Source organism: Microbacterium sp. C23T, from assembly GCF_053345975.1.
Window position 1 is genome coordinate 25252 of the sequence record NZ_JBKFBD010000033.1, and the last position, 18225, is coordinate 43476.

The window sequence follows — 18225 nt, forward strand, 5'->3', positions numbered from 1 at the left end:
CGCGCCCAGACCGTGCCCGCACCCACGAATCCATCGAACGGAGAACCCATGTCCCTGTCCCGAACCGACCTCGTCGTGCCGCGTCTCACGCGTCGCCGCGCCGAACGCCTGTTCGCGCCGCGCGACGTCGAACGCACGTGGGAGGGCGAAACCGGCGCCGCGACCGCCGAGTACGCCATCGCGACGATGGCAGCGGTCGCCTTCGCCGGCCTCCTCGTCGTCATCATGCGGTCGGATGAAGTGCGCACCATCCTCACCGACCTCGTGCGACGCGCGCTCACGGTGGCGTGATGCGGCCGCGGCTGGGCGACGATCGCGGTGCGGTCGTCGCCGAGTTCGCGGTCGCGCTCCCCGCCGTCGCGCTCGTCCTGCTGGTCGGGGTCGGCACCCTCGCGGGAGCGTCCCGGCAGGTGCGGCTGCAGGACGCGGTGGCGGATGCTGCCCGCCTGAGCGCCCGCGGCGAGTCCGAGCAGCGCGTGCGCGACGCCGTCGCGACGACGGTGGCGGAGGCATCCGTCGACATCACCGCTCGGGGGGATCTCGTGTGCGTGGCGGCATCCGCTCCGGCGCTGTTCGGAGTGCGGGTGACGGCGGCCGGATGCGCGTTGGCGGGCGGCCTGTGAACGCGCCCGACGTCGCCGTCACGCGGCCGCCGGCGAGCAGGCCGGGTTGATGGCGGGGACGATGGTCGCGGTCGGGATCGTCGGTGCGGCCGCCGTCCTCGCGGCGGCGCTCGCCGGTGCCGGTGCCGCGGCGGTCGCGAGTCAGCGACTGGCCTCGGCGGCCGACGCCGGTGCGCTCGCCGCGGCGGACGCGGCGTCCGGCGCGGTGACCGGCGCCCCCTGCGGACGTGCGGCCGAGGTCGCGGGCACTTTCGGGGGCACCATCGAGGCCTGCGAGCTCGACGAGCTGATCGCGACGGTGACCGTGTCGATGCGCCTCGGGCCGGTCACCGCGCAGGCCACCGCCCGGGCTGGACCGCCTCCCTGATCGCGTCTCACAGCCCCTGCACCGAGAAGTGGCGTGTATGGTTTGCGTCGAAGAAAGGACGCCCCCGTTGGCAGAAGGCAAGAAGCTCGTCATCGTCGAGTCACCGACGAAGATGAAGTCGATCCAGGGGTACCTCGGCGATGGCTACGAGGTGCTCAGCTCGGTCGGGCACATCCGCGACCTGGCGGACAAGCGCGACATCCCGGCCGATAAGAAGCAGGCCTATGGGAAGTATTCGATCGACATCGACAACGGCTTCGACCCGTATTACGTCGAGAGCGAGCGCGGCAAGAAGACCGTCGCCGAGCTCAAGCGCGCGCTGAAGGGGGCGGACGAGCTCCTGCTCGCCACCGATGAAGACCGCGAGGGCGAAGCCATCGCGTGGCACCTGCTGCAGACGCTCAAGCCCAAGGTCCCCGTGAAGCGCATGGTCTTCCACGAGATCACCAAGGACGCGATCCAGGCCGCCGTCGGCAACACCCGCGAGCTCGACCTCGCGCTCGTCGACGCGCAGGAGACCCGCCGCATTCTCGACCGCCTCTACGGCTGGGACGTCAGCCCCGTGCTCTGGTACAAGGTGCAGCAGGGCACCTCCGCCGGGCGCGTGCAGTCTGCCGCGACGCGCCTCGTCGTCGACCGCGAGCGCGAGCGCATGGCGTTCGTGTCGGCGTCGTACTGGGACATCGAGGCGCTCGCCGCGCCCAACCGCCCGCAGGGCATCGACGACTCGTTCTCGACCCGCCTCGCCCGCGTCGACGGTGCGGTGCTCGCCCGCGGCACCGACTTCGACGACCGCGGTGAGCTGAAGAAGGCCGTCCTCGTCCTCGACGAGGCGCAGGTGCGCGAACTCGCCGCCGCGATCGAGGCGGCGGCCGAGGCATCCGTCACCGCCCTCGAGTCCAAGCCCGGAACCCGCAGCCCCAAGCCGCCCTTCACGACCTCCACCCTCCAGCAGGAGGCCGGTCGCAAGCTCTCGATGAGCGCCAAGCACGCCATGGGCGTCGCGCAGCGTCTCTACGAGAAGGGGTACATCACTTATATGCGCACCGACTCGACGGCGCTGTCGACGCAGGCCGTGCAGGCCGCGCGCGAACAGGCGGTCAAGATGTACGGCGACCTGTCGGTGCCGCCGAACCCCCGCTCGTACCGCAACAACAGCAAGAACGCGCAGGAGGCGCACGAGGCCATCCGCCCGTCGGGCGAGACGTTCCGCACGCCGTCCGAGGTGTCGGGCCAGCTCGACCGCGACGAGCTGCGCCTGTACGACCTCATCTGGAAGCGCACGATGGCCAGCCAGATGTCGGACGCGAAGTACGAGACCACCACCGTGACCCTCGAGGTCGGGGCGGCCGGTCGCCGCGCCGAGTTCACGGCATCCGGAACCGTGTACACCTTCAAGGGCTTCCTCGAGGCGTACGAGGAGGGCCGCGACGAGAAGCGCGGCGACAGCGACAAGTCCGACGACCAGTCGCTGCCGGCGATGGCGGTGGGCGACGTGCTGCGCCTCCGCGACGTCGAGCCGAAGGGTCACGCCACCAGCCCGAAGCCCCGCTACACCGAGGCGAGCCTCGTCAAGGCGCTCGAGGAGAAGGGCATCGGCCGCCCCTCGACGTTCGCGAGCATCATCGACGTCATCCTCAACCGCGGCTACGTCACCAAGCGTGGCCAGGCGCTCATCCCGAGCTGGCTCGCGTTCAGCGTCGTGCGCCTGCTCGAGCAGCACTTCGCCGACCTCGTCGACTACGACTTCACGGCGGCGCTCGAGGACGACCTCGACGCGATCGCCCGCGGTGAGCAGAAGCGCCAGGACTGGCTGCAGGACTTCTACTTCGGAGGAACCGACCACGTCGGCCTCCGGAACATCGTCGACAACCTCGGAGAGATCGACGCGCGCGCCCTCAATTCGACGCCCATCGGCGACGTCGCGACGCTGCGGTTCGGCAAGTACGGCCCCTACCTGGAGGTGCCCGACGCCGAGAAGCCGGACGCCGAGCCCCGGCGGGTCAACATCCCCGAGGATCTCGCGCCCGACGAGCTGACGCCGGCGCGCGCACAGGAGCTCATCGACGCCCCCGTCGCGGGTGACCGCGTGCTGGGGGAGAACCCCGCCAACGGCAAGCTCGTCGTCGTGAAGGATGGCCGTTTCGGCCCGTACGTCCAGGAGACCGACCCGCCCGCCGAGGAGGCCGTCGACGAGGAGACCGGCGAGGTCGTCGCGGTCGAGCCGGAGCCCGCGCCGAAGAAGCGCGGCGCGAAGAAAGAGGTCGCGCCGAAGCCGCGCACCGCCTCGCTCTTCAAGTCGATGTCGGTCGACGCGATCGACCTCGACACCGCGCTGAAGCTGCTCGACCTCCCGCGCACCGTCGGCGTCGACCCCGAGACGGAGGCCCCGATCACGGCACAGAACGGCCGGTACGGGCCCTACCTCAAGAAGGGCACCGATTCGCGCACCCTGCAGAGCGAGCAGCAGATCTTCGACATCACGCTCGAGGAGGCGCTCGCCGTCTACGCGCAGCCGAAGTACGGTGCGCGCGGCGCGTCGTCGGCCCTCAAGGAGTTCGAAGCCGACCCGACGAGCGGCAAGCCGATCAAGCTGAAGGACGGCCGCTTCGGCCCGTACGTCACCGACGGCGAGACGAACGCGACGATCCCGCGCGGCGAGGACGCGATGGAGGTCACGTTCGAGCGCGCGGTGCAGCTGCTCGCCGACAAGCGTGCGAAGGGCCCGGCCAAGCGCCCGGCGCGGCGCACGACGACGACGCGCAAGCCCGCGGCGAAGAAGTGACGGGCGGCGGCGACACCCGTCCGGTCCCCGAGTCCGTCGAAGGGCTGTTCGTCACGTTCGAGGGCGGCGACGGCGTCGGCAAGACGACGCAGGCGGCGCTCCTCGACGCGTGGCTGACGGATGCCGGCCGCACGGTCGTGCGCACGCGCGAGCCCGGCGGCACCGAGGTGGGCGTTCTCATCCGCGACATCGTCTTGCACCACCGGGGAGAGGTCGCTCCGCGGGCGGAGGCGCTGCTGTACGCGGCGGACCGGGCGCACCACATCGAGACCCTGGTGCGGCCCGCGCTCGCGCGCGGCGAGGTCGTGATCCAGGACCGCTACCTCGACTCGTCGGTCGCGTATCAGGGTGCGGGACGCGTCCTCGGGCGTGACGAGGTCCGGGAGCTCTCCCTGTGGGCGACCGGGGGCCTCCTTCCCGACGTCACGGTGCTCCTCGACCTCGACCCCGCATCGGCACGCGAGCGCCTCGACGCCGACGACAAGCCCTTCGATCGGCTCGAGTCCGAGAAGGAGCACTTCCACGCCCGCGTCCGCGAGGAGTTCCTCGCCCTCGCCGCCGCCGAGCCGGACCGCTTCCTCGTGCTCGACGCCTCGCTCCCGCCGGACGAGCTCGCCGCCGCCGTGCGGGCACGCGTGGAGCCGCTCCTCGCATGAGGCGAACGCTCGGCGTACGCACAGCCGGTGTCCGACTGGATGGTTAGGCTGGTCGGCATGGAGCCGGTCGCCGCTGTCGCTGGGGCGTCTCCCGCGACGGACGACCAGGCGTTCCCCTGGGGCGACGTGTGGGGGCAGCCCGATGCCGTCGCGGCGCTGCGGGAAGCAGCATCCGATCCCGCATCGATGACCCACGCCTGGCTCATCACCGGTCCTCCCGGCTCCGGCCGGTCCACGCTCGCCCACGCCTTCGCGGCCGCCCTCATCGCCGAGCCCGGTGATGAGCGCACGATGCACCAGGTGCTCGCCGGCACCCACCCCGACCTCACGGCGCTGCGCACCGAGGGCGTCATCATCTCCATCAAGGACGCGCGCGCCCTCGTCGAGCGGTCGTACTTCGCGCCCTCGCTGGGGCGGTACCGCGTCATCGTCATGGAGGACGCCGATCGCATGGCGGAGCGCACGTCGAACGTGCTGCTGAAGGCTCTCGAAGAGCCGCCCGAGCGCACCGTCTGGGTGCTGTGCGCACCCAGCGACGCCGACCTGCTGCCGACGATCCGCTCCCGGGTGCGCACGCTGCGCCTGCGCGAGCCCGACGTGGCCGATGTCGCCGACCTCATCGTGCGACGCAGCGGCGTCGACCCCGCGATCGCCGAGCAGTCCGCCCGGCACGCGCAGCGCCACATCGGCATGGCACAGCGGCTCGCGACGGATGCCGCGGCCCGTGCACGCCGCGACGCCACGCTGCGCGGCGTGCTCGCGGTGCGTGGCGTGGGCGACGCGGTCGAGGTCGCCGGCGCGATCGTCGCCGCCGCCACCGATGACGCCAAGGCGCTCACGGCGGAGCGCGACGAGGCGGAACGCTCGGGGCTCCTGCGCACCCTCGGCATCGCCGAAGGGGCCGCGGTCCCGCCCGCCGTGCGGTCGCAGCTGTCGGCGCTCGAGGACGAGCAGAAGCGTCGCGCCACGCGCAGCCTGCGCGACGGCATCGACCGCGTGCTCACCGACCTCGAGTCGATGTTCCGCGACGTGCTGCTGCTGCAGTTCGGCCGTGACGCCGACCTCATCAACCGCGAGCTCGAGCCCGACATGCGGGCCCTCGCCGCCGCGTGGACGCCGGAGCGCACGCTCACGGTCGTCGACCGCATCGGCGTCACCCGCGAGAATCTCGAACTGAACGCCGCGCCCGCTCTGGCGCTCGAGAGCATGCTCGTCACCGTCGCGAGCGGAAGGATCCCGTGAACCCGACCCGTCCCCGCCGACTTCGTCGCGCTCTTGCCGTCGTCGTCGGTCTGGTCGCAGCATCCGTCGTCCTCAGCGGCTGCCTGTCGGCGATCATCCCCGACGCGTCGCCACGTCCGAGCTCGAGCAAGGCGGCCGACACCGACGGCGTCGCCGAGAATCTGCTGCCGTACTACGAGCAGACGCTCGACTGGTCCAGCTGCAACGAGACGTTCGACTGCACGACGGTGACCGCGCCACTGGACTGGTCCGACCCGACGAAGGGCGACATCGAGCTGTCGGTCATCCGCAGCCGTGCCGAAGGCACCGACGACCCCATCGGGTCCCTGCTGACCAATCCCGGCGGGCCCGGTGCGAGCGGTGTCCAACTGATCCGCGACTCGGTGTCGTTCGCGGTGAGCGAGCCGGTGCGCCGGCAGTTCGACGTCGTCGGCTTCGATCCGCGCGGTGTCGGCGAGTCGACCGCGGTGACCTGCTACGACGCGGCCGACATGGACGCGTACCTGTTCGACATCCCCGAGGGCGCGCGCGGGACGGATGCCTGGGCCGAAGAGCTCCTCGCACGGCACAAGAGCTTCGGCGAGGCGTGCGACGAGAACAGCGACGGCGTCCTCCCTTACATCACGACCGAGAACTCCGCCCGCGACATGGACCTGCTCCGCGCGGTGCTCGGCGACGCGGAGCTGAACTACCTCGGCTACTCGTACGGCACATTCCTCGGCGCGACGTACGCGAAGCTGTTCCCTGAGAAGGTCGGACGGCTCGTGCTCGACGGCGCCGTCGACCCGTCGGTGTCGAACCTCGACGTCAACGTGACCCAGGGCATCGGGTTCGAGTCGGCCCTGCGCGCGTACATGGCGGACTGCCTGACCGACAAGGATTGCCCGTTCCGCGGCACCGTCGACGAGGCGATGGCCGATCTGGGAACCCTGCTCGCCAGCGTCGACCGCGACCCGATCCCCAACGCCGACGGCCGCCTGCTCGGCTCCGATTCGCTGATGACCGCGATCGTCGCCGCACTGTACTCGCAGGACAGCTGGGGCTACCTCACGATGGCCCTCACCGACGTGCTGCAGGGCAACGCCGACATCGCGTTCCAGCTGGCGGACTTCTACTACGACCGCCAGGGCGGCACGTACACCGGCAACCAGACCGAGGCGTTCCGCGCCTACAACTGCATGGACTACCCCACGGGTGCCACCGACGAGGACCTGGCGGCGGCCGAGGCCGCCCTCGCCGAGAAAGCCCCCACGATCGCGCCCTACTGGTTCGGACCCGACCCCTGCGAGGTGTGGCCGTACCCGCCCACCGGCGTGCGCGAGCGCATCACCGCCGACGGCGCCGCGCCGATCGTCGTGGTGGGCACCACGAACGACCCGGCGACCCCGTACGAGTGGTCGGTGTCGCTGGCCGACCAGCTCTCGTCGGGCGTGCTGGTGACGCGCGTCGGCGAGGGCCACACCGGGTACAACAAGGGCAACTCGTGCGTCGACTCGGCGATCGAGACGTACCTGCTCGAGGGGACGCCCCCGCAGGACGGCCTGCGCTGCGAGTGAACTGACGAACGACAGAAGCGGATGCCGCGACCTCAGGGTCGCGCCATCCGTTTTCTGTTTCCGAGGTCCTGGTCGTCAGCGGCGCAGCACGCGGCGGGCCAGGGCGTTGCCGAGGAACTGCACCAACTGCACGATCACGATGATCACGAGCACCGCGGCCCACGTCACCGCCGGGTTGAACTGCTTGAAGCCGTACACGATCGCGAACTCTCCGAGTCCTCCCGCCGCGACGGCACCGGCGATCGCTGTCATGTCGACGAGCGCGACGACGATGAAGGTGTAGCCGAGGATGAGCGGGCCGAGCGCCTCGCGGGGGAGCAGGCGCAGGAGGATCCGCGAACGGCTCGCACCCGTGGCGCGGGCCGCCTCGATCACGCCCGGCCGGACCGTCAGCAGATTCTGCTCGACGATGCGGCTGATCGCGAAGAGCGACGCGATGGTGATCGCGAAGATGCCGAACTCGGGTCCGATGCCCGGGATGCCCAGGCTGCGCGCGATCGGCTGCACCGCCGCCAGCAGGATCACGAACGGGATCGGCCGGAAGAAGTTCACGATGACGTTGATGGTGCCGAACAGGAACCGGTTGGGGAACAGGCTCCCGGCCCTGGTGGCATACAGCGCGAGTCCGACGAAGAGCCCGGCGATACCGCCGAGCACCAGGCTCAGCGACACCACGTACAGCGTCTCGGCGGTGGCCTCCCACAGCTGGGGGAGCAGGTCGACGAGCCTATCCACGGGCGTCCTCCTCGATCAGCGGCGCGAACGCCGCGGCCGCGTCGATGGCCTGCTGCACGGCATCCGTCTCTCCGGTCAATGCCAGCGTGAGATGCCCGAAGACGCGGCCGCCGATGTCGTTGATGCCGCCGTGCACGAGCTCGAATCGCACGCCGTGCGACGAGAGCGCGGCGAAGACATCGGCCTGCGTGACGTCGCCGTCGCGGATGGTGAACGTGACGATCCGCCCGGGGTGGCGCTCGCGCAGGGTGCGCAGCTGGTCGCCGACAGGGACGTCTTCGATGATGCTCGCGACGAAACGGCGCGTGGCCGCGTGCTGCGGCGTGGAGAGCACGTCGAAGACGGCGCCGCTCTCGATGATGCGGCCGTTCTCCATCACGACGACGCGGTCGGCGAGGGTGCGGATCACTTCCATCTCGTGGGTGATCACGAGGATGGTCACGCCGAGCTCCTCGTTGATGCGTTTGAGGAGCGCGAGCACCTCCTGCGTCGTGTCGGGGTCGAGGGCGCTCGTCGCCTCGTCGGCGAGGAGGATGCGCGGGCTCGTCGCGAGCGCTCGAGCGATCCCGACGCGCTGCTTCTGGCCGCCCGACAGCTGCTCGGGGTAGCTCTTCGCCTTGTCGGCCAGGCCGACGAAGCGCAGGAGCTCGTCGACGCGCGCCGCGATCTCGGCGCGCGGGCGGCGCGCGACCTCGAGCGGGTACGCGATGTTCTTCGCGACCGTGCGGGAATCGAAGAGGTTGAACTGCTGGAAGATCATGCCGATGTCGCCGCGCAGCTCGCGCAGTTCGCGCTCGCGCAGGTGGGTGATGTCGCGGCCGTCGATCTCGACGGTGCCGGTGGTCGGCGTCTCGAGGGCGTTCACCAGGCGCAGCACGGTGCTCTTGCCGGCACCGGAGTAGCCGATGATGCCGCACACCTCGCCGGCGGCGACGTCGAGCGACACGTCGTCGACCGCGGCCACCGGAGGGGCGTCCTTGGCGGGCGGGGGGAAGGTCTTGGTCACGCCGGTCAGGCGGATCAGGGTCATGGGTGCTCCTCGGCGGAACGCGCGTGTGCGGCCCGTGCGCGCGAGGCGCGAACGGGCCGCACAGGCAGTGCCGCAGTCGGCGGTGTCTTACGAGTTGGCGCGGATGTCGTCCTCGACGTCGGTGAGCGACGTCAGGAGCTCGTCCACCGGGGTCTTCACGAGGACGGCGGTGCCGCCCGACGCCTCGACGACGCCGTCCAGGACGGCCTTCGTGTTCTGGTAGATCTCCACGAGCTTGAGGTACGTCGGGTTGTCGGCGTCCTCGGCCTTCGCCGCGAAGATGTTGATGTACGGGAACGCGCTCGGGTCGGTCGGGTCGTCCGTGGCGATGGCGTCCTCGGGGGTGAGGTTCGCGTCCGCGAGGAAGTCGTTGTTGACGATCGACGCGGCGACATCGGGCAGCGAGGTCGCGGTGAACGCGGCGTCGAGCGCCTCGACCTTGACCTTCGACTCGGGCAGCACGTCGGCGACGGTCGAGAACACCGAGCCGCCATCCTTCAGCTCGATGAGGCCGGCCGACTGCAGCACGAGGAGGCCGCGCGCCTGGTTCGACTCGTCGTTGGGAACGGCGACCGTGGCCCCTTCGGGGATGTCGTCGGTCGACTCGTACTGCGACGAGTACAGGCCGAGCGGGTAGATCGCCGTGGCGCCGATCGGCTGGAGGTCGTCGTCGCTCTGCACGTTGTAGGTCGCGAGGTAGATGATGTGCTGGAACTGGTTCAGGTCCAGCTCGCCCGCCGAGAGGGCGGGGTTCGGCTGGGTGTACTCGCTGAAGTTGACGAGCTCCACCTCGATGCCCTCGTCCGCCGCGGCCTCCTTGTAGGTCTCCCAGTACGGGTCGCCGGAGTCGACGACGCCGATGCGGACGACCTCGTTCTCGTCGGAGGCGCCGGCGGCGGCATCCGTTCCGGTCCCGGCGCAGCCGGCGAGGAGGAGGGCGAGGGGAAGCGCGAGTGCTGCTGCTGCGGCGAGCTTCTTGGACGTGGACATGTGAGTGCTCCTGTGGATCGAGGCCCGTCTCGGGCTTGTGACCGCGCGCACGATCCACGGACCGCGCACGCTTCGTCGCGGACCGGGTTCGAACCTACGTGGGGGTGATGCGCCATCTCGAACCGGGGCGTAACACGTCGACACCGAGTCCGTCGAAAAGTGGGATCGGGTCCGGAACGGATGCCTCGACCGCCGTGGTTCGCGAGCACCCTCCGGACCCTGTAAGATCGTTGCTTGTGCGTCGCGCAAGCGAGGCCCGCCACCTTAGCTCAGTCGGCAGAGCGAATCACTCGTAATGATTAGGTCAAGGGTTCGATTCCCTTAGGTGGCTCCACCCATCTCCGTCGGCGGGAATCCCTTCTCGCACCCGTCGCGATCGTGTTGTACGCGGTGGGCTTCGCTGAGCGGAACCGTGCTGCAGGTGTCGGGTCGCGCCAGCTTCGAGCTCGTCCAGAAGGCGATCATGGCCGGCATCCCTGCGCTGTCCGCGGTCTCGGCGCCGTCGTCACTGGCCGTCGAGCTGGCCGCGGCGTCCGGACTCACGCTCGTGGGGTTCTCACGGGGCACCTCGTTGAACGTGTACTCGCGGCCGGGGCGCATCCGCATGTGACGCCCGGCCCCGGCCACCGTGTCGCAGCCTGCGGGCGCATCACGCGATGCGCGCGAGATCCGGCGAGGTCACCTCGTCGGCGAGGTCGCCCGAGCGCACGAAGCGCTCGACCTCCGCGACGACATGACGGCCGAGCCGACGCAGCTCGTTGCCGATCGAGCCCGCGATGTGAGGCGTCAGGGTGGCGCCCGGCAGTGAGAACAGTGGATGCCCCGGCGGCAGCGGCTCGGGGTCCGTGACGTCGAGCACCGCCCGCAGCCGATCGGTCGCGAGCTCGGCGACGAGGGCATCGGTGTCGACGAGCGACCCTCGCGCGGTGTTGATCAGTGTCGCGCCGTCGGCCATGAGCGCGAGTTGGTCGCGGCCGATCATGCGGAAGGTCTCCGGGAGCGCCGGCGCGTGGATGGTGACCACCTGCGAGCGCGTGAGCAGCTCGGGAAGGCTCACGAGCTCCGCGCCGAGTGCGGATGCACTCGCGGCGTCGAGCGAGGGATCGAAGACGACGCACCGGATGTCGAAGGGCTGCAGGAGCTCGATCACGCGCCGCCCGATGCGGGATGCGCCCACCACGCCCACCGTGATGCCGAAGGCACCCACCCCGCCTCGCGGGCGGGCCGCGATCATGTCCTGCGTCCGCGTGAAGTCGCGCGCCGAGCGGAGCACGTCTCCGGCGCTCAGCAGGATCGTCGCGAGGGTGTACTCCGCGACCGGGACCGCGTTCGCGCCGGCGGCGCTGGAGACACGGATGCCTCGTTCCCAGACGGCGGGGGTCACGAGGCGCTTGACCGACCCGGCGGCGTGCACGACGGCGCGCAGGCGCGGCCAGTGCGCCAGCGTCCGCTCGTCGAGCGAGGGCGCGCCCCACCCGGTGATGAGGATCTCGGTGTCGGCCGTCGACGGCGGCACGCTCGGCAGGTCGGGGGTCAGCACGACCTCGTCGAGGCGGACGAACCGCTCGAGGTCGGCGCGTGCCGCGGCACCGAACAGATCCGACGCGAGTTGCGGGGACTCCATCGCTAAGAGCGCCTTGGGGCGCGCGAGGGCGCTCACGCGCGGCCCTCGCCGGTCGGAACGACGTCGACGACGCCGTCGCGCCAGCGCACGACGATGCCTCCGGCCTCGACCTCGACGGCGGGCACCGCGTCGAGATCGAGCGTCTCCTGCGCACCGATCGCGACCAGCGCGGCCACGACGTCGCCCTCGCCGGCAGGGGTCGCCCCCGCGGCCCACGGTGTCGCCGACCCGGAGAGGAACGGGTCCCCGCCGGACCGGTGGGCGATCCCGGGGATCGGCAGGCCGCGCACGCCGACGACGGCGGTCGTCACGCCGTCGTCGCGGGTCGCGGTGGTCGGTGCGGTCGCCCGCCACCGGCCGGGCTCGATGGGCAGCGCCCATCCGCCGATGCGGAAGCGCCACGGTCCGCCCTCTTCGGGCCACACCGCGTCGAGGTCGTCGGCGGCCGACGGCTGCGCGACGCGCGGCGCTGCATCCCACCACGCGAGCCGGAGTTCGTGCACCCCGTGCACGACCGACGCCACGGTCACCCGCGGGCCGCGCCGCAGCGCCGCCCATCCCGCGACGTCGGTCGTGCTCCCCGCTTCGGGGGTGTCGAGCCAGTGCACCCGCGACCGCGACACCGCGACGCGGTCGTCCAGGCGCACCCGCTCGATGCGGTCGCGGTGGGACGGGGCACCAGTACCGTCCAGCAGCGCGACATGGGACTCGAAGGGCTTGGCGATCCCGCCGGCCGAGAGGTCGGGGGAGGAGGTCGTCGAATAGCCGACCCGGTGGTAGAAGGGGTTGTCGGCGCGCACACCGCCTGCGGGGCCGCGGAAGCCGTCCGAACCGTGGTTCAGAACGCGCACGATGCCGTCGGCCTCGGAGCGCACCACGAGCCAGCCCGGTGCGACCAGGAGCCGCGTGCGGATGGGCTCGGCCTGGACATCGTCCGGCTGCACCGACCATTCGGGGTGGTCCTCGGGCAGCAGCAGGCCCATCAGGCCTTTGCTCGCCCAGTACGTCGACGACGAGCCGGTGTACGCCTGCCGGATCGCGCGGTACTCGCGGTGCCAGCCGATCGACAGCAGGCCGCGCTCGTCGACGGCCCCGGCGTCGAGGAAGTGGTCGAGCACGCTGTCGGCGAGCACCCGCGTGCCGCCCGGTGCCAGCGGGGTCTCGCCCGCGAGCGCGCCCGCCCAGAACGGTGCGAGCGTCGCGAAGCGGTAGGTGAGTGAGCGGCCCTGCAAGAGCGGGGCGCCGTCGGAGCCGACGAGGTCGCGCGCCTGACCGAGGAACTCCCGGAGGCGGTCGCGATGCACCTGCTCGAGGTCGGTGCCGAGGATCCGCGCGTGCAGCAGGGGGTAGACGTGCCACGCCCAGCCCGCGTAGTGGTCGAAGTTCTGGCGCGACCCGTCGGGGCCTGCGCCGTCGGAGTACCAGCCGTCGCCGAGGTACAGGCTCTCCTGGATCTCGGTGTTGCGGTCGAGGTCGTCCTGACTCCAGGGGCCGTCCACGGACTGCAGGAAGCCCTCGATCACCGTCTGGAACCACGTCCAGTTGTTGGTGTAGCCGCTCGTGCCCACCACGCCGGCGAGCCAGGCGACCGTGCGCTCCTGCACCGCGGGGTCGAGACGGTCCCAGAGCCACGGCCGGGTCTCCGACAGGAGGATCGCCAGGGATGCCGCCTCCGGCACAGCCTGTCGGCGCTCGCCGATCGTGGGCCAGCGCTCGGCGTGCGACGGGTCGGTTCCCGCGGCGAAGCCGCGGGCGAACCGCTCCAGCAGCCCGGCCGGGTCGTCGCCGCCGGCGCCGGCCACGCGGAAGGCTGCGAGCAGGCCGGTGCGGGCGAAGCCCTCGAGCCCGTCGCTCCAGCGTCCCGAGGCGCTCGCCGGGCCTGGAAGCACGACGAGCGAACCGCTCGGAGACGCGTACGGCGCCGTCGCCTGCAGCAGCCGGTCCGCGAGATCCTGCCAGCGGCCCCGTGCTGTCGTCTTCGCCACTTCGGCTTCCCCGTACGTCATCGTCACGCGTCGATCGTGCATTACGATCCTGTAGCCATCGGCCCTTCCGGACAATTCCGATCATCGATCGGTCAAACCGGATCAGACTGCGACGAACGGACTTCGCACCCATGACTGGACAGAACTCACTGCCGAGGACACGTCACGAGCACCTGCTGCGCCAGGTCGAGCTCCACGGCAGCGTCAGCGCCGCGGACGTCGCGACGCAGCTCGGTGTCTCGCAGGTGACGGTGCGCCGCGACATCGTAGAGCTCGAGAAGGCGGGCAAGCTCGCCCGCGTCCACGGCGGCGCGATCGCCGTCGGCGCCCCCGCCGTCCCGCAGGCGGCGCGCACGAACGTCGGCGTCGTCGTGCCCGGATCGGTCAGCCACTACCCGCAGATCGTGCGGGGGATGGATGCCGCGTCCCACGGCGTGCGCACTCGTGTCGTGCTCGCGACCTCGCAGTACCGCGAAGACCTCGAGCAGCGGCAGGTCGAGCGGTTGATCGAGATCGGTGTGGCGGGCATCGTGTTCGCTCCGACCATGCGCAGCCGCACCGAGGCGGAGCTGTCCGAGTGGGTGCGCACCATCCCGGTGCCGGTCGTGTTCCTCGAGCGGAGACTGGAATCCACGGCGCTGGCGGTCCATGACAGCGCCCGCACCGATCACGAGCGCGGCGCCGAACTCGCGGTCGAGCATCTGTCCCTGCTCGGGCACCGCTCGGTCGGCCTCGCGCTGTTCGACCGCACGCCGACGGCGCCGCTCATCCGTGACGGCCACCGCGCCGCCGTGGCCCGGCTGGGCCTCGCTGAGGCGCCGTCCGTCGCGCTCCCGAAGGGCGGTGACGGCGAGAGCGATCCGCTGGACGACGCTCTCATCGCGTTCCTCGACGCCTGCCGCGACACCGGCACCGACGCCGCGCTCGTGCACACCGATGTGCACGCCGCGCGGCTCGTCGAGCTCGCCATGGACCGCGGCATCCGAGTTCCCGATGATCTCGCGGTCGTCGCGTTCGACGACGACACCGCGGGGCTCGCCATGGTGCCGCTCACGAGTGTGACACCGCCCGGACGCGACCTCGGGCAGGAGGCGATGCGCATCCTCACCGAGCGCATCGCGGCGCCTGACAGCGCCGCGCGGCACATCACGATGCTGCCGCGACTGACGGTGCGCGAGTCGTGCGGGGCGGCTTCGTGATCGCTTTTGTCCGCTTGCTCACGACCGGTCGAGCCCCGACCTACATTGTCTCTGCACGGCCCCCGGTGCGATCGCCGGGCGAGCGACGAGAGGCAACGAGCAAGGAGGCTCCGATGACATCCCGAGCATTCACCAGTGCCACGGCACGGCGAGGCGCACTCACCGCGGGGGCCGTCCTCGCAGTGGGGGCCCTGACACTCCTGACCGGCTGCGCTGGCGGCGGCGCCGAACCCGCTGCGAGCGCGGATCCCGACGAAGAGGTCACGCTGAACTTCGCGTGGTGGGGCGACGCCAGCCGCGCCGAGCGGTACGAGGCGGCGATCGATCTGTTCGAGGAGCAGAACCCGAACATCACGATCCAGACGAGCTACGCGAGCTTCGGCGACTACTGGACCTCGCGCAACACCGAGGCCGCCAGCCGGACCCTCCCCGACGTGTTCCAGATGGACCTCGCCTACCTCGCCGAGTACGGCGGCTTCGGGCATGTGCTGCCGCTGGACGACTACCTCGGTGACGCCATCGACACCGACGGCATCGATCCGTCGCTCGTGCAGGCGGGCGCCGTCGACGACAAGATCGTCGGTCTCGCATCATCCAGCAGCACGCTCGCGACGCTCTACAACGGTCCGCTGCTCGAGCAGCTGGGAGTCGAAGTGCCCGACGGCCCGCTGACGTGGGACGAGTACGACGACTTCCTCACGGAGGTCTCGAAGGCCGGCGCGGCGAACAGCCCGGCCGTCTACGGCTCGCTCGACTACACGCAGTACTTCTGGCTGTTCCAGATCTGGCTCGGCCAGCAGGGTCTGTCGCTCATCGACGGCGACGAGCTCGGCTTCGAGAAGGGCGACCTCGCCGACTGGTGGTCGCGCAGCGCGACGCTGCAGGAATCGGGTGGGGTCATGCCGGCCGAGCGTCAGGCGCAGCTCGAGGGTGTGGACGCCCTCGGCGCCGGCGAGATCGCCAGCGACGTCAGCTGGGCGAACTTCCTCGCCCGCTTCAGCGAGGGACCCGCGAAGCCCGAGCTGTCGCTCGCGATCCCGCCCTACGACGACGAGGACAACACGGGCATGTTCCTCAAGCCCGGTCTGATGCTCTCGATCGGCGCCAACAGCGAACACCCCGCACAGGCGGCGAAGTTCATCGACTTCCTCGTGAACGACCCCGAGGTGGGCGCGATCTTCGGCATGTCGCGTGGCGTGCCCGCATCGTTGAGCGCCGCCGAGGGCATCGAGGCGAACGAGCTCGACGAGAAGATCCTCGCCTATCAGGAGTCCGTCGCCGACCAGCTGGACGGCCAGGCACCGCCGGCCGTGAAGGGCCTAGGAACCCTCGAGCAGACCTTCGTGGCGATCAGCCAGGACGTCGCCTACGGTGCGGCCACGCCCGAAGAGGCGGCCGACCGCTGGTTCGCCGAGGCCGAGAACGCACTGAAGTGACCACCCCGCGGGCGGCGTGCACCGCTGCACGCCGCCCGCGACTTCCGGGAGAGCAACCGTTATGACCGCCGATACACTCGCACCCCCCGTGCCGCCGGAGGTGCGGACGCCGCCGCCGGCGCCGCGCCGCCGCCGGCGCCGCTGGGAGGACATCCGCGCCGGATACGTCTTCCTCGCTCCCTGGCTGCTGGGCTTCCTGCTGCTCACCGCAGGGCCGATGGTCGCCTCCCTCTACCTCTCCTTCACCGACTACAACCTGTTCAGCCCGCCCGAGTGGATCGGATTCGACAACTACGTCCGGCTGTGGAGCGACCCGGACTACCTCCAGGCGTGGAAGGTCACCGCCGTCTACGTGCTGGTCGGCACGCCGCTCAAGCTCGCGGCCGCACTCGGTGTGGCGCTCATCCTCAACGCGGCGTTCCGCGGGAGCGGCTTCTACCGCTCCGCCTTCTACCTGCCGTCGCTCGTGGGCGCGTCGGTCTCGATCGCCGTGGTGTGGAAGGCCATGTTCATCGATGACGGACCGGTCGACAGCATCCAGCAGCTCTTCGGCTTCCCGGCCGGCGGCTGGGTGGGCGACCCCGACAAGACCATGCCGATGCTGATCCTCCTCGCGGTCTGGCAGTTCGGCGCCCCGATGGTCATCTTCCTCGCCGGACTCAAGCAGGTGCCGCACGAGCTCTACGAAGCGGCATCCGTCGACGGCGCGGGCCCGATCCGCAAGTTCCGCGCCATCACGATCCCGATGCTCTCGCCGGTGATCTTCTTCAACCTGCTGCTCGAGACCATCAACGCGTTCCAGGTGTTCGCCTCCGCGTTCATCATCTCGGGCGGCACCGGCGGCCCCGCGCGGTCGACCCTCTTCTACACGCTGTACCTCTACTTCCGCGGCTTCCGCGACTTCCAGATGGGGTACGCCTCGGCCATGGCCTGGGTCCTCGTGCTCGTGATCGCCTTCATCACGGTGATCTTCTTCCGCAGCTCGAAGTTCTGGGTCCACTACGCAGGAGACGAAGGACGATGAGCGCAACGCAGCTGCTCGTGACCGCCGACGAGGGCAGGACGCCGCGGCGTGCCCGCACGCGGCGCCGCTGGACGGGCAAGGAGATCGTGTTCCACGTCGTGGTGCTCGCGCTCCTCGTGATGATCCTCTACCCCGTGGCCTGGATGCTGCTGTCGACCTTCAAGCCGTCGTCGCAGATCGTGGGCAACGCCCAGCTCCTGCCGCGCGAGGTGACGTTCGAGAACTACGAGACCGCGCTGAGCGGCATCGGGGGAGTGTCGTTCTGGACGTTCTTCCAGAACTCGACGATCCTCGCCGTGCTGTCGGTGATCGGCGTGGTGATCTCGTCGGCGCTCGCCGCCTACGCGTTCGCCCGGATCGACTTCCCCGGCCGCTCGGTGTACTTCGGCATCATGATCGCGACGCTGCTGCTGCCGTTCCACGTCGTGATCATCCCGCAGTACATCATGTTCAACGCGCTCGGCATGGTGAACACCTTCACCCCGCTCCTTCTCGGCAAGTTCCTCGCGACCGAGGCGTTCTTCGTCTTCCTCATGGTGCAGTTCATGCGGGGCCTCCCGCGCGAGCTCGACGAGGCCGCGCGCATCGACGGCGCGGGCCACTACCGCACCTTCGGATCGATCATGCTGCCGCTGCTCAAGCCGGCGCTGGTCACGAGCGCGATCTTCACGTTCATCTGGACCTGGAACGACTTCTTCGGCCCGCTGCTGTATCTCAAGGACCCCGACCTGTACACGCTGCCGATCGCGCTGCGCCTGTTCGTCGACCAGAGCTCGTCGGCCGACTACGGCGGGCAGATGGCGATGGCGGTGCTGGCGCTCATCCCGGTGTTCCTCTTCTTCCTCATCTTCCAGCGCTACCTCGTGGACGGGGTCGCCACCCAGGGACTGAAGGGCTGAGGCGATGACCGCCACCGACACGACCCCGCGCCACGGCGCCGCCGCCCCGGGGGGGGGCCGGGGGGGCGGGCGGG

General features: G+C 70.6%; 16 protein-coding genes, 1 tRNA gene and 1 pseudogene. 13 read left to right on the forward strand and 5 right to left on the reverse strand.

Annotation, left to right across the window (positions count from 1 at the left end):
- Positions 1–48: 48 nt before the first annotated feature.
- The 7 genes from ACLBXX_RS17055 to ACLBXX_RS17085 all read left to right on the forward strand — a co-directional run bounded on the left by ACLBXX_RS17055 (position 49) and on the right by ACLBXX_RS17085 (position 7229).
- Positions 49–291 carry a DUF4244 domain-containing protein gene (locus ACLBXX_RS17055; RefSeq protein WP_310292424.1) on the forward strand — a complete coding sequence of 81 codons (243 nt, stop codon included), beginning with the start codon at positions 49–51 and terminating at the stop codon, positions 289–291.
- Positions 291–623 carry a TadE family type IV pilus minor pilin gene (locus tag ACLBXX_RS17060; protein WP_447659012.1) on the forward strand — a complete coding sequence of 111 codons (333 nt, stop codon included), beginning with the start codon at positions 291–293 and terminating at the stop codon, positions 621–623. The genes ACLBXX_RS17055 and ACLBXX_RS17060 overlap by 1 nt, the downstream gene beginning before the upstream one ends.
- A 49-nt stretch (positions 624–672) precedes the next feature.
- Entirely contained in the window at positions 673–990 is a 318-nt protein-coding gene (locus ACLBXX_RS17065) for an Rv3654c family TadE-like protein (RefSeq protein ID WP_447659013.1), read from the forward strand.
- A 67-nt stretch (positions 991–1057) separates the two neighbouring features.
- Positions 1058–3775, forward strand: a complete 2718-nt coding sequence (topA, locus tag ACLBXX_RS17070) for a type I DNA topoisomerase (RefSeq protein ID WP_447659014.1) — start codon at positions 1058–1060, stop codon at positions 3773–3775.
- Positions 3772–4431: a dTMP kinase gene (gene tmk / locus ACLBXX_RS17075; protein ID WP_447659015.1), complete on the forward strand. Its 660-nt coding sequence runs from the start codon at positions 3772–3774 to the stop codon at positions 4429–4431. Before topA ends, tmk begins: the two co-directional genes overlap by 4 nt.
- A 57-nt stretch (positions 4432–4488) precedes the next feature.
- Positions 4489–5673 (forward strand): DNA polymerase III subunit delta', encoded by a 1185-nt coding sequence (locus ACLBXX_RS17080; protein ID WP_447659016.1) that lies wholly within the window; start codon positions 4489–4491, stop codon positions 5671–5673.
- Positions 5670–7229: an alpha/beta hydrolase gene (locus ACLBXX_RS17085; protein ID WP_447659017.1), complete on the forward strand. Its 1560-nt coding sequence runs from the start codon at positions 5670–5672 to the stop codon at positions 7227–7229. The genes ACLBXX_RS17080 and ACLBXX_RS17085 overlap by 4 nt, the downstream gene beginning before the upstream one ends.
- 75 nt (positions 7230–7304) lie before the next feature.
- On the opposite strand, the gene ACLBXX_RS17090 is transcribed toward ACLBXX_RS17085, so the two are convergent.
- The 3 genes from ACLBXX_RS17090 to ACLBXX_RS17100 form a co-directional block, all read right to left on the reverse strand.
- The gene (locus ACLBXX_RS17090) at positions 7305–7964 is read right to left on the reverse strand and encodes a methionine ABC transporter permease (RefSeq protein ID WP_447659018.1); all 660 of its coding nucleotides are present in this window, start codon (positions 7962–7964) and stop codon (positions 7305–7307) included.
- Complete coding sequence (locus ACLBXX_RS17095) at positions 7957–8994, reverse strand: methionine ABC transporter ATP-binding protein (protein ID WP_447659019.1); 1038 nt, start codon at positions 8992–8994, stop codon at positions 7957–7959. Before ACLBXX_RS17095 ends, ACLBXX_RS17090 begins: the two co-directional genes overlap by 8 nt.
- An 87-nt stretch (positions 8995–9081) precedes the next feature.
- Positions 9082–9984, reverse strand: a complete 903-nt coding sequence (locus ACLBXX_RS17100) for a MetQ/NlpA family ABC transporter substrate-binding protein (RefSeq protein WP_447659020.1) — start codon at positions 9982–9984, stop codon at positions 9082–9084.
- A gap of 258 nt (positions 9985–10242) precedes the next feature.
- On the opposite strand from ACLBXX_RS17100, the gene ACLBXX_RS17105 reads away from it, so the two are divergent.
- Together ACLBXX_RS17105 and ACLBXX_RS17110 are read left to right on the forward strand one after the other, a co-directional pair.
- Positions 10243–10318: transfer RNA gene (locus ACLBXX_RS17105), tRNA-Thr, on the forward strand.
- Between the two features lie 66 nt (positions 10319–10384).
- Positions 10385–10594: pseudogene (locus tag ACLBXX_RS17110) on the forward strand (formate dehydrogenase accessory sulfurtransferase FdhD); the annotation flags it as partial.
- Between the two features lie 39 nt (positions 10595–10633).
- Here ACLBXX_RS17110 and ACLBXX_RS17115 read toward each other — a convergent pair.
- Together ACLBXX_RS17115 and ACLBXX_RS17120 are read right to left on the reverse strand one after the other, a co-directional pair.
- On the reverse strand, positions 10634–11608 hold the full coding sequence (locus ACLBXX_RS17115) for a hydroxyacid dehydrogenase (RefSeq protein WP_447659021.1): 975 nt from the start codon (positions 11606–11608) through the stop codon (positions 10634–10636).
- Positions 11609–11640: 32 nt separating this feature from the next.
- Entirely contained in the window at positions 11641–13614 is a 1974-nt protein-coding gene (locus ACLBXX_RS17120) for a DUF2264 domain-containing protein (RefSeq protein ID WP_447659037.1), read from the reverse strand.
- 110 nt (positions 13615–13724) lie between these two features.
- On the opposite strand from ACLBXX_RS17120, the gene ACLBXX_RS17125 reads away from it, so the two are divergent.
- The 4 genes from ACLBXX_RS17125 (at position 13725) to ACLBXX_RS17140 (ending at position 18151) form a co-directional block, all read left to right on the forward strand.
- Positions 13725–14792, forward strand: coding sequence for a substrate-binding domain-containing protein (locus ACLBXX_RS17125; protein ID WP_447659022.1), 1068 nt, complete (start codon positions 13725–13727; stop codon positions 14790–14792).
- Positions 14793–14905: 113 nt separating this feature from the next.
- Positions 14906–16228, forward strand: a complete 1323-nt coding sequence (locus ACLBXX_RS17130; protein ID WP_447659023.1) for an ABC transporter substrate-binding protein — start codon at positions 14906–14908, stop codon at positions 16226–16228.
- Between the two features lie 61 nt (positions 16229–16289).
- Positions 16290–17252 (forward strand): carbohydrate ABC transporter permease, encoded by a 963-nt coding sequence (locus ACLBXX_RS17135; RefSeq protein WP_387147273.1) that lies wholly within the window; start codon positions 16290–16292, stop codon positions 17250–17252.
- Positions 17249–18151, forward strand: a complete 903-nt coding sequence (locus tag ACLBXX_RS17140) for a carbohydrate ABC transporter permease (RefSeq protein ID WP_447659024.1) — start codon at positions 17249–17251, stop codon at positions 18149–18151. Before ACLBXX_RS17135 ends, ACLBXX_RS17140 begins: the two co-directional genes overlap by 4 nt.
- The last annotated feature ends 74 nt before the right edge of the window (positions 18152–18225 follow it).

Coding starts and splice junctions, on each gene's coding strand:
- ACLBXX_RS17055 (WP_310292424.1), top strand. CDS start 49: ATGTCCCTGTCCCGAACCGACCTCGTCGTGCCGCGTCTCACGCGTCGC.
- ACLBXX_RS17060 (WP_447659012.1), top strand. CDS start 291: ATGCGGCCGCGGCTGGGCGACGATCGCGGTGCGGTCGTCGCCGAGTTC.
- ACLBXX_RS17065 (WP_447659013.1), top strand. CDS start 673: ATGGCGGGGACGATGGTCGCGGTCGGGATCGTCGGTGCGGCCGCCGTC.
- ACLBXX_RS17080 (WP_447659016.1), top strand. CDS start 4,489: ATGGAGCCGGTCGCCGCTGTCGCTGGGGCGTCTCCCGCGACGGACGAC.
- ACLBXX_RS17095 (WP_447659019.1), bottom strand. CDS start 8,994: ATGACCCTGATCCGCCTGACCGGCGTGACCAAGACCTTCCCCCCGCCC.
- ACLBXX_RS17100 (WP_447659020.1), bottom strand. CDS start 9,984: ATGTCCACGTCCAAGAAGCTCGCCGCAGCAGCAGCACTCGCGCTTCCC.
- ACLBXX_RS17115 (WP_447659021.1), bottom strand. CDS start 11,608: ATGGAGTCCCCGCAACTCGCGTCGGATCTGTTCGGTGCCGCGGCACGC.
- ACLBXX_RS17120 (WP_447659037.1), bottom strand. CDS start 13,614: ATGACGTACGGGGAAGCCGAAGTGGCGAAGACGACAGCACGGGGCCGC.
- ACLBXX_RS17125 (WP_447659022.1), top strand. CDS start 13,725: ATGACTGGACAGAACTCACTGCCGAGGACACGTCACGAGCACCTGCTG.
- ACLBXX_RS17130 (WP_447659023.1), top strand. CDS start 14,906: ATGACATCCCGAGCATTCACCAGTGCCACGGCACGGCGAGGCGCACTC.
- ACLBXX_RS17135 (WP_387147273.1), top strand. CDS start 16,290: ATGACCGCCGATACACTCGCACCCCCCGTGCCGCCGGAGGTGCGGACG.
- ACLBXX_RS17140 (WP_447659024.1), top strand. CDS start 17,249: ATGAGCGCAACGCAGCTGCTCGTGACCGCCGACGAGGGCAGGACGCCG.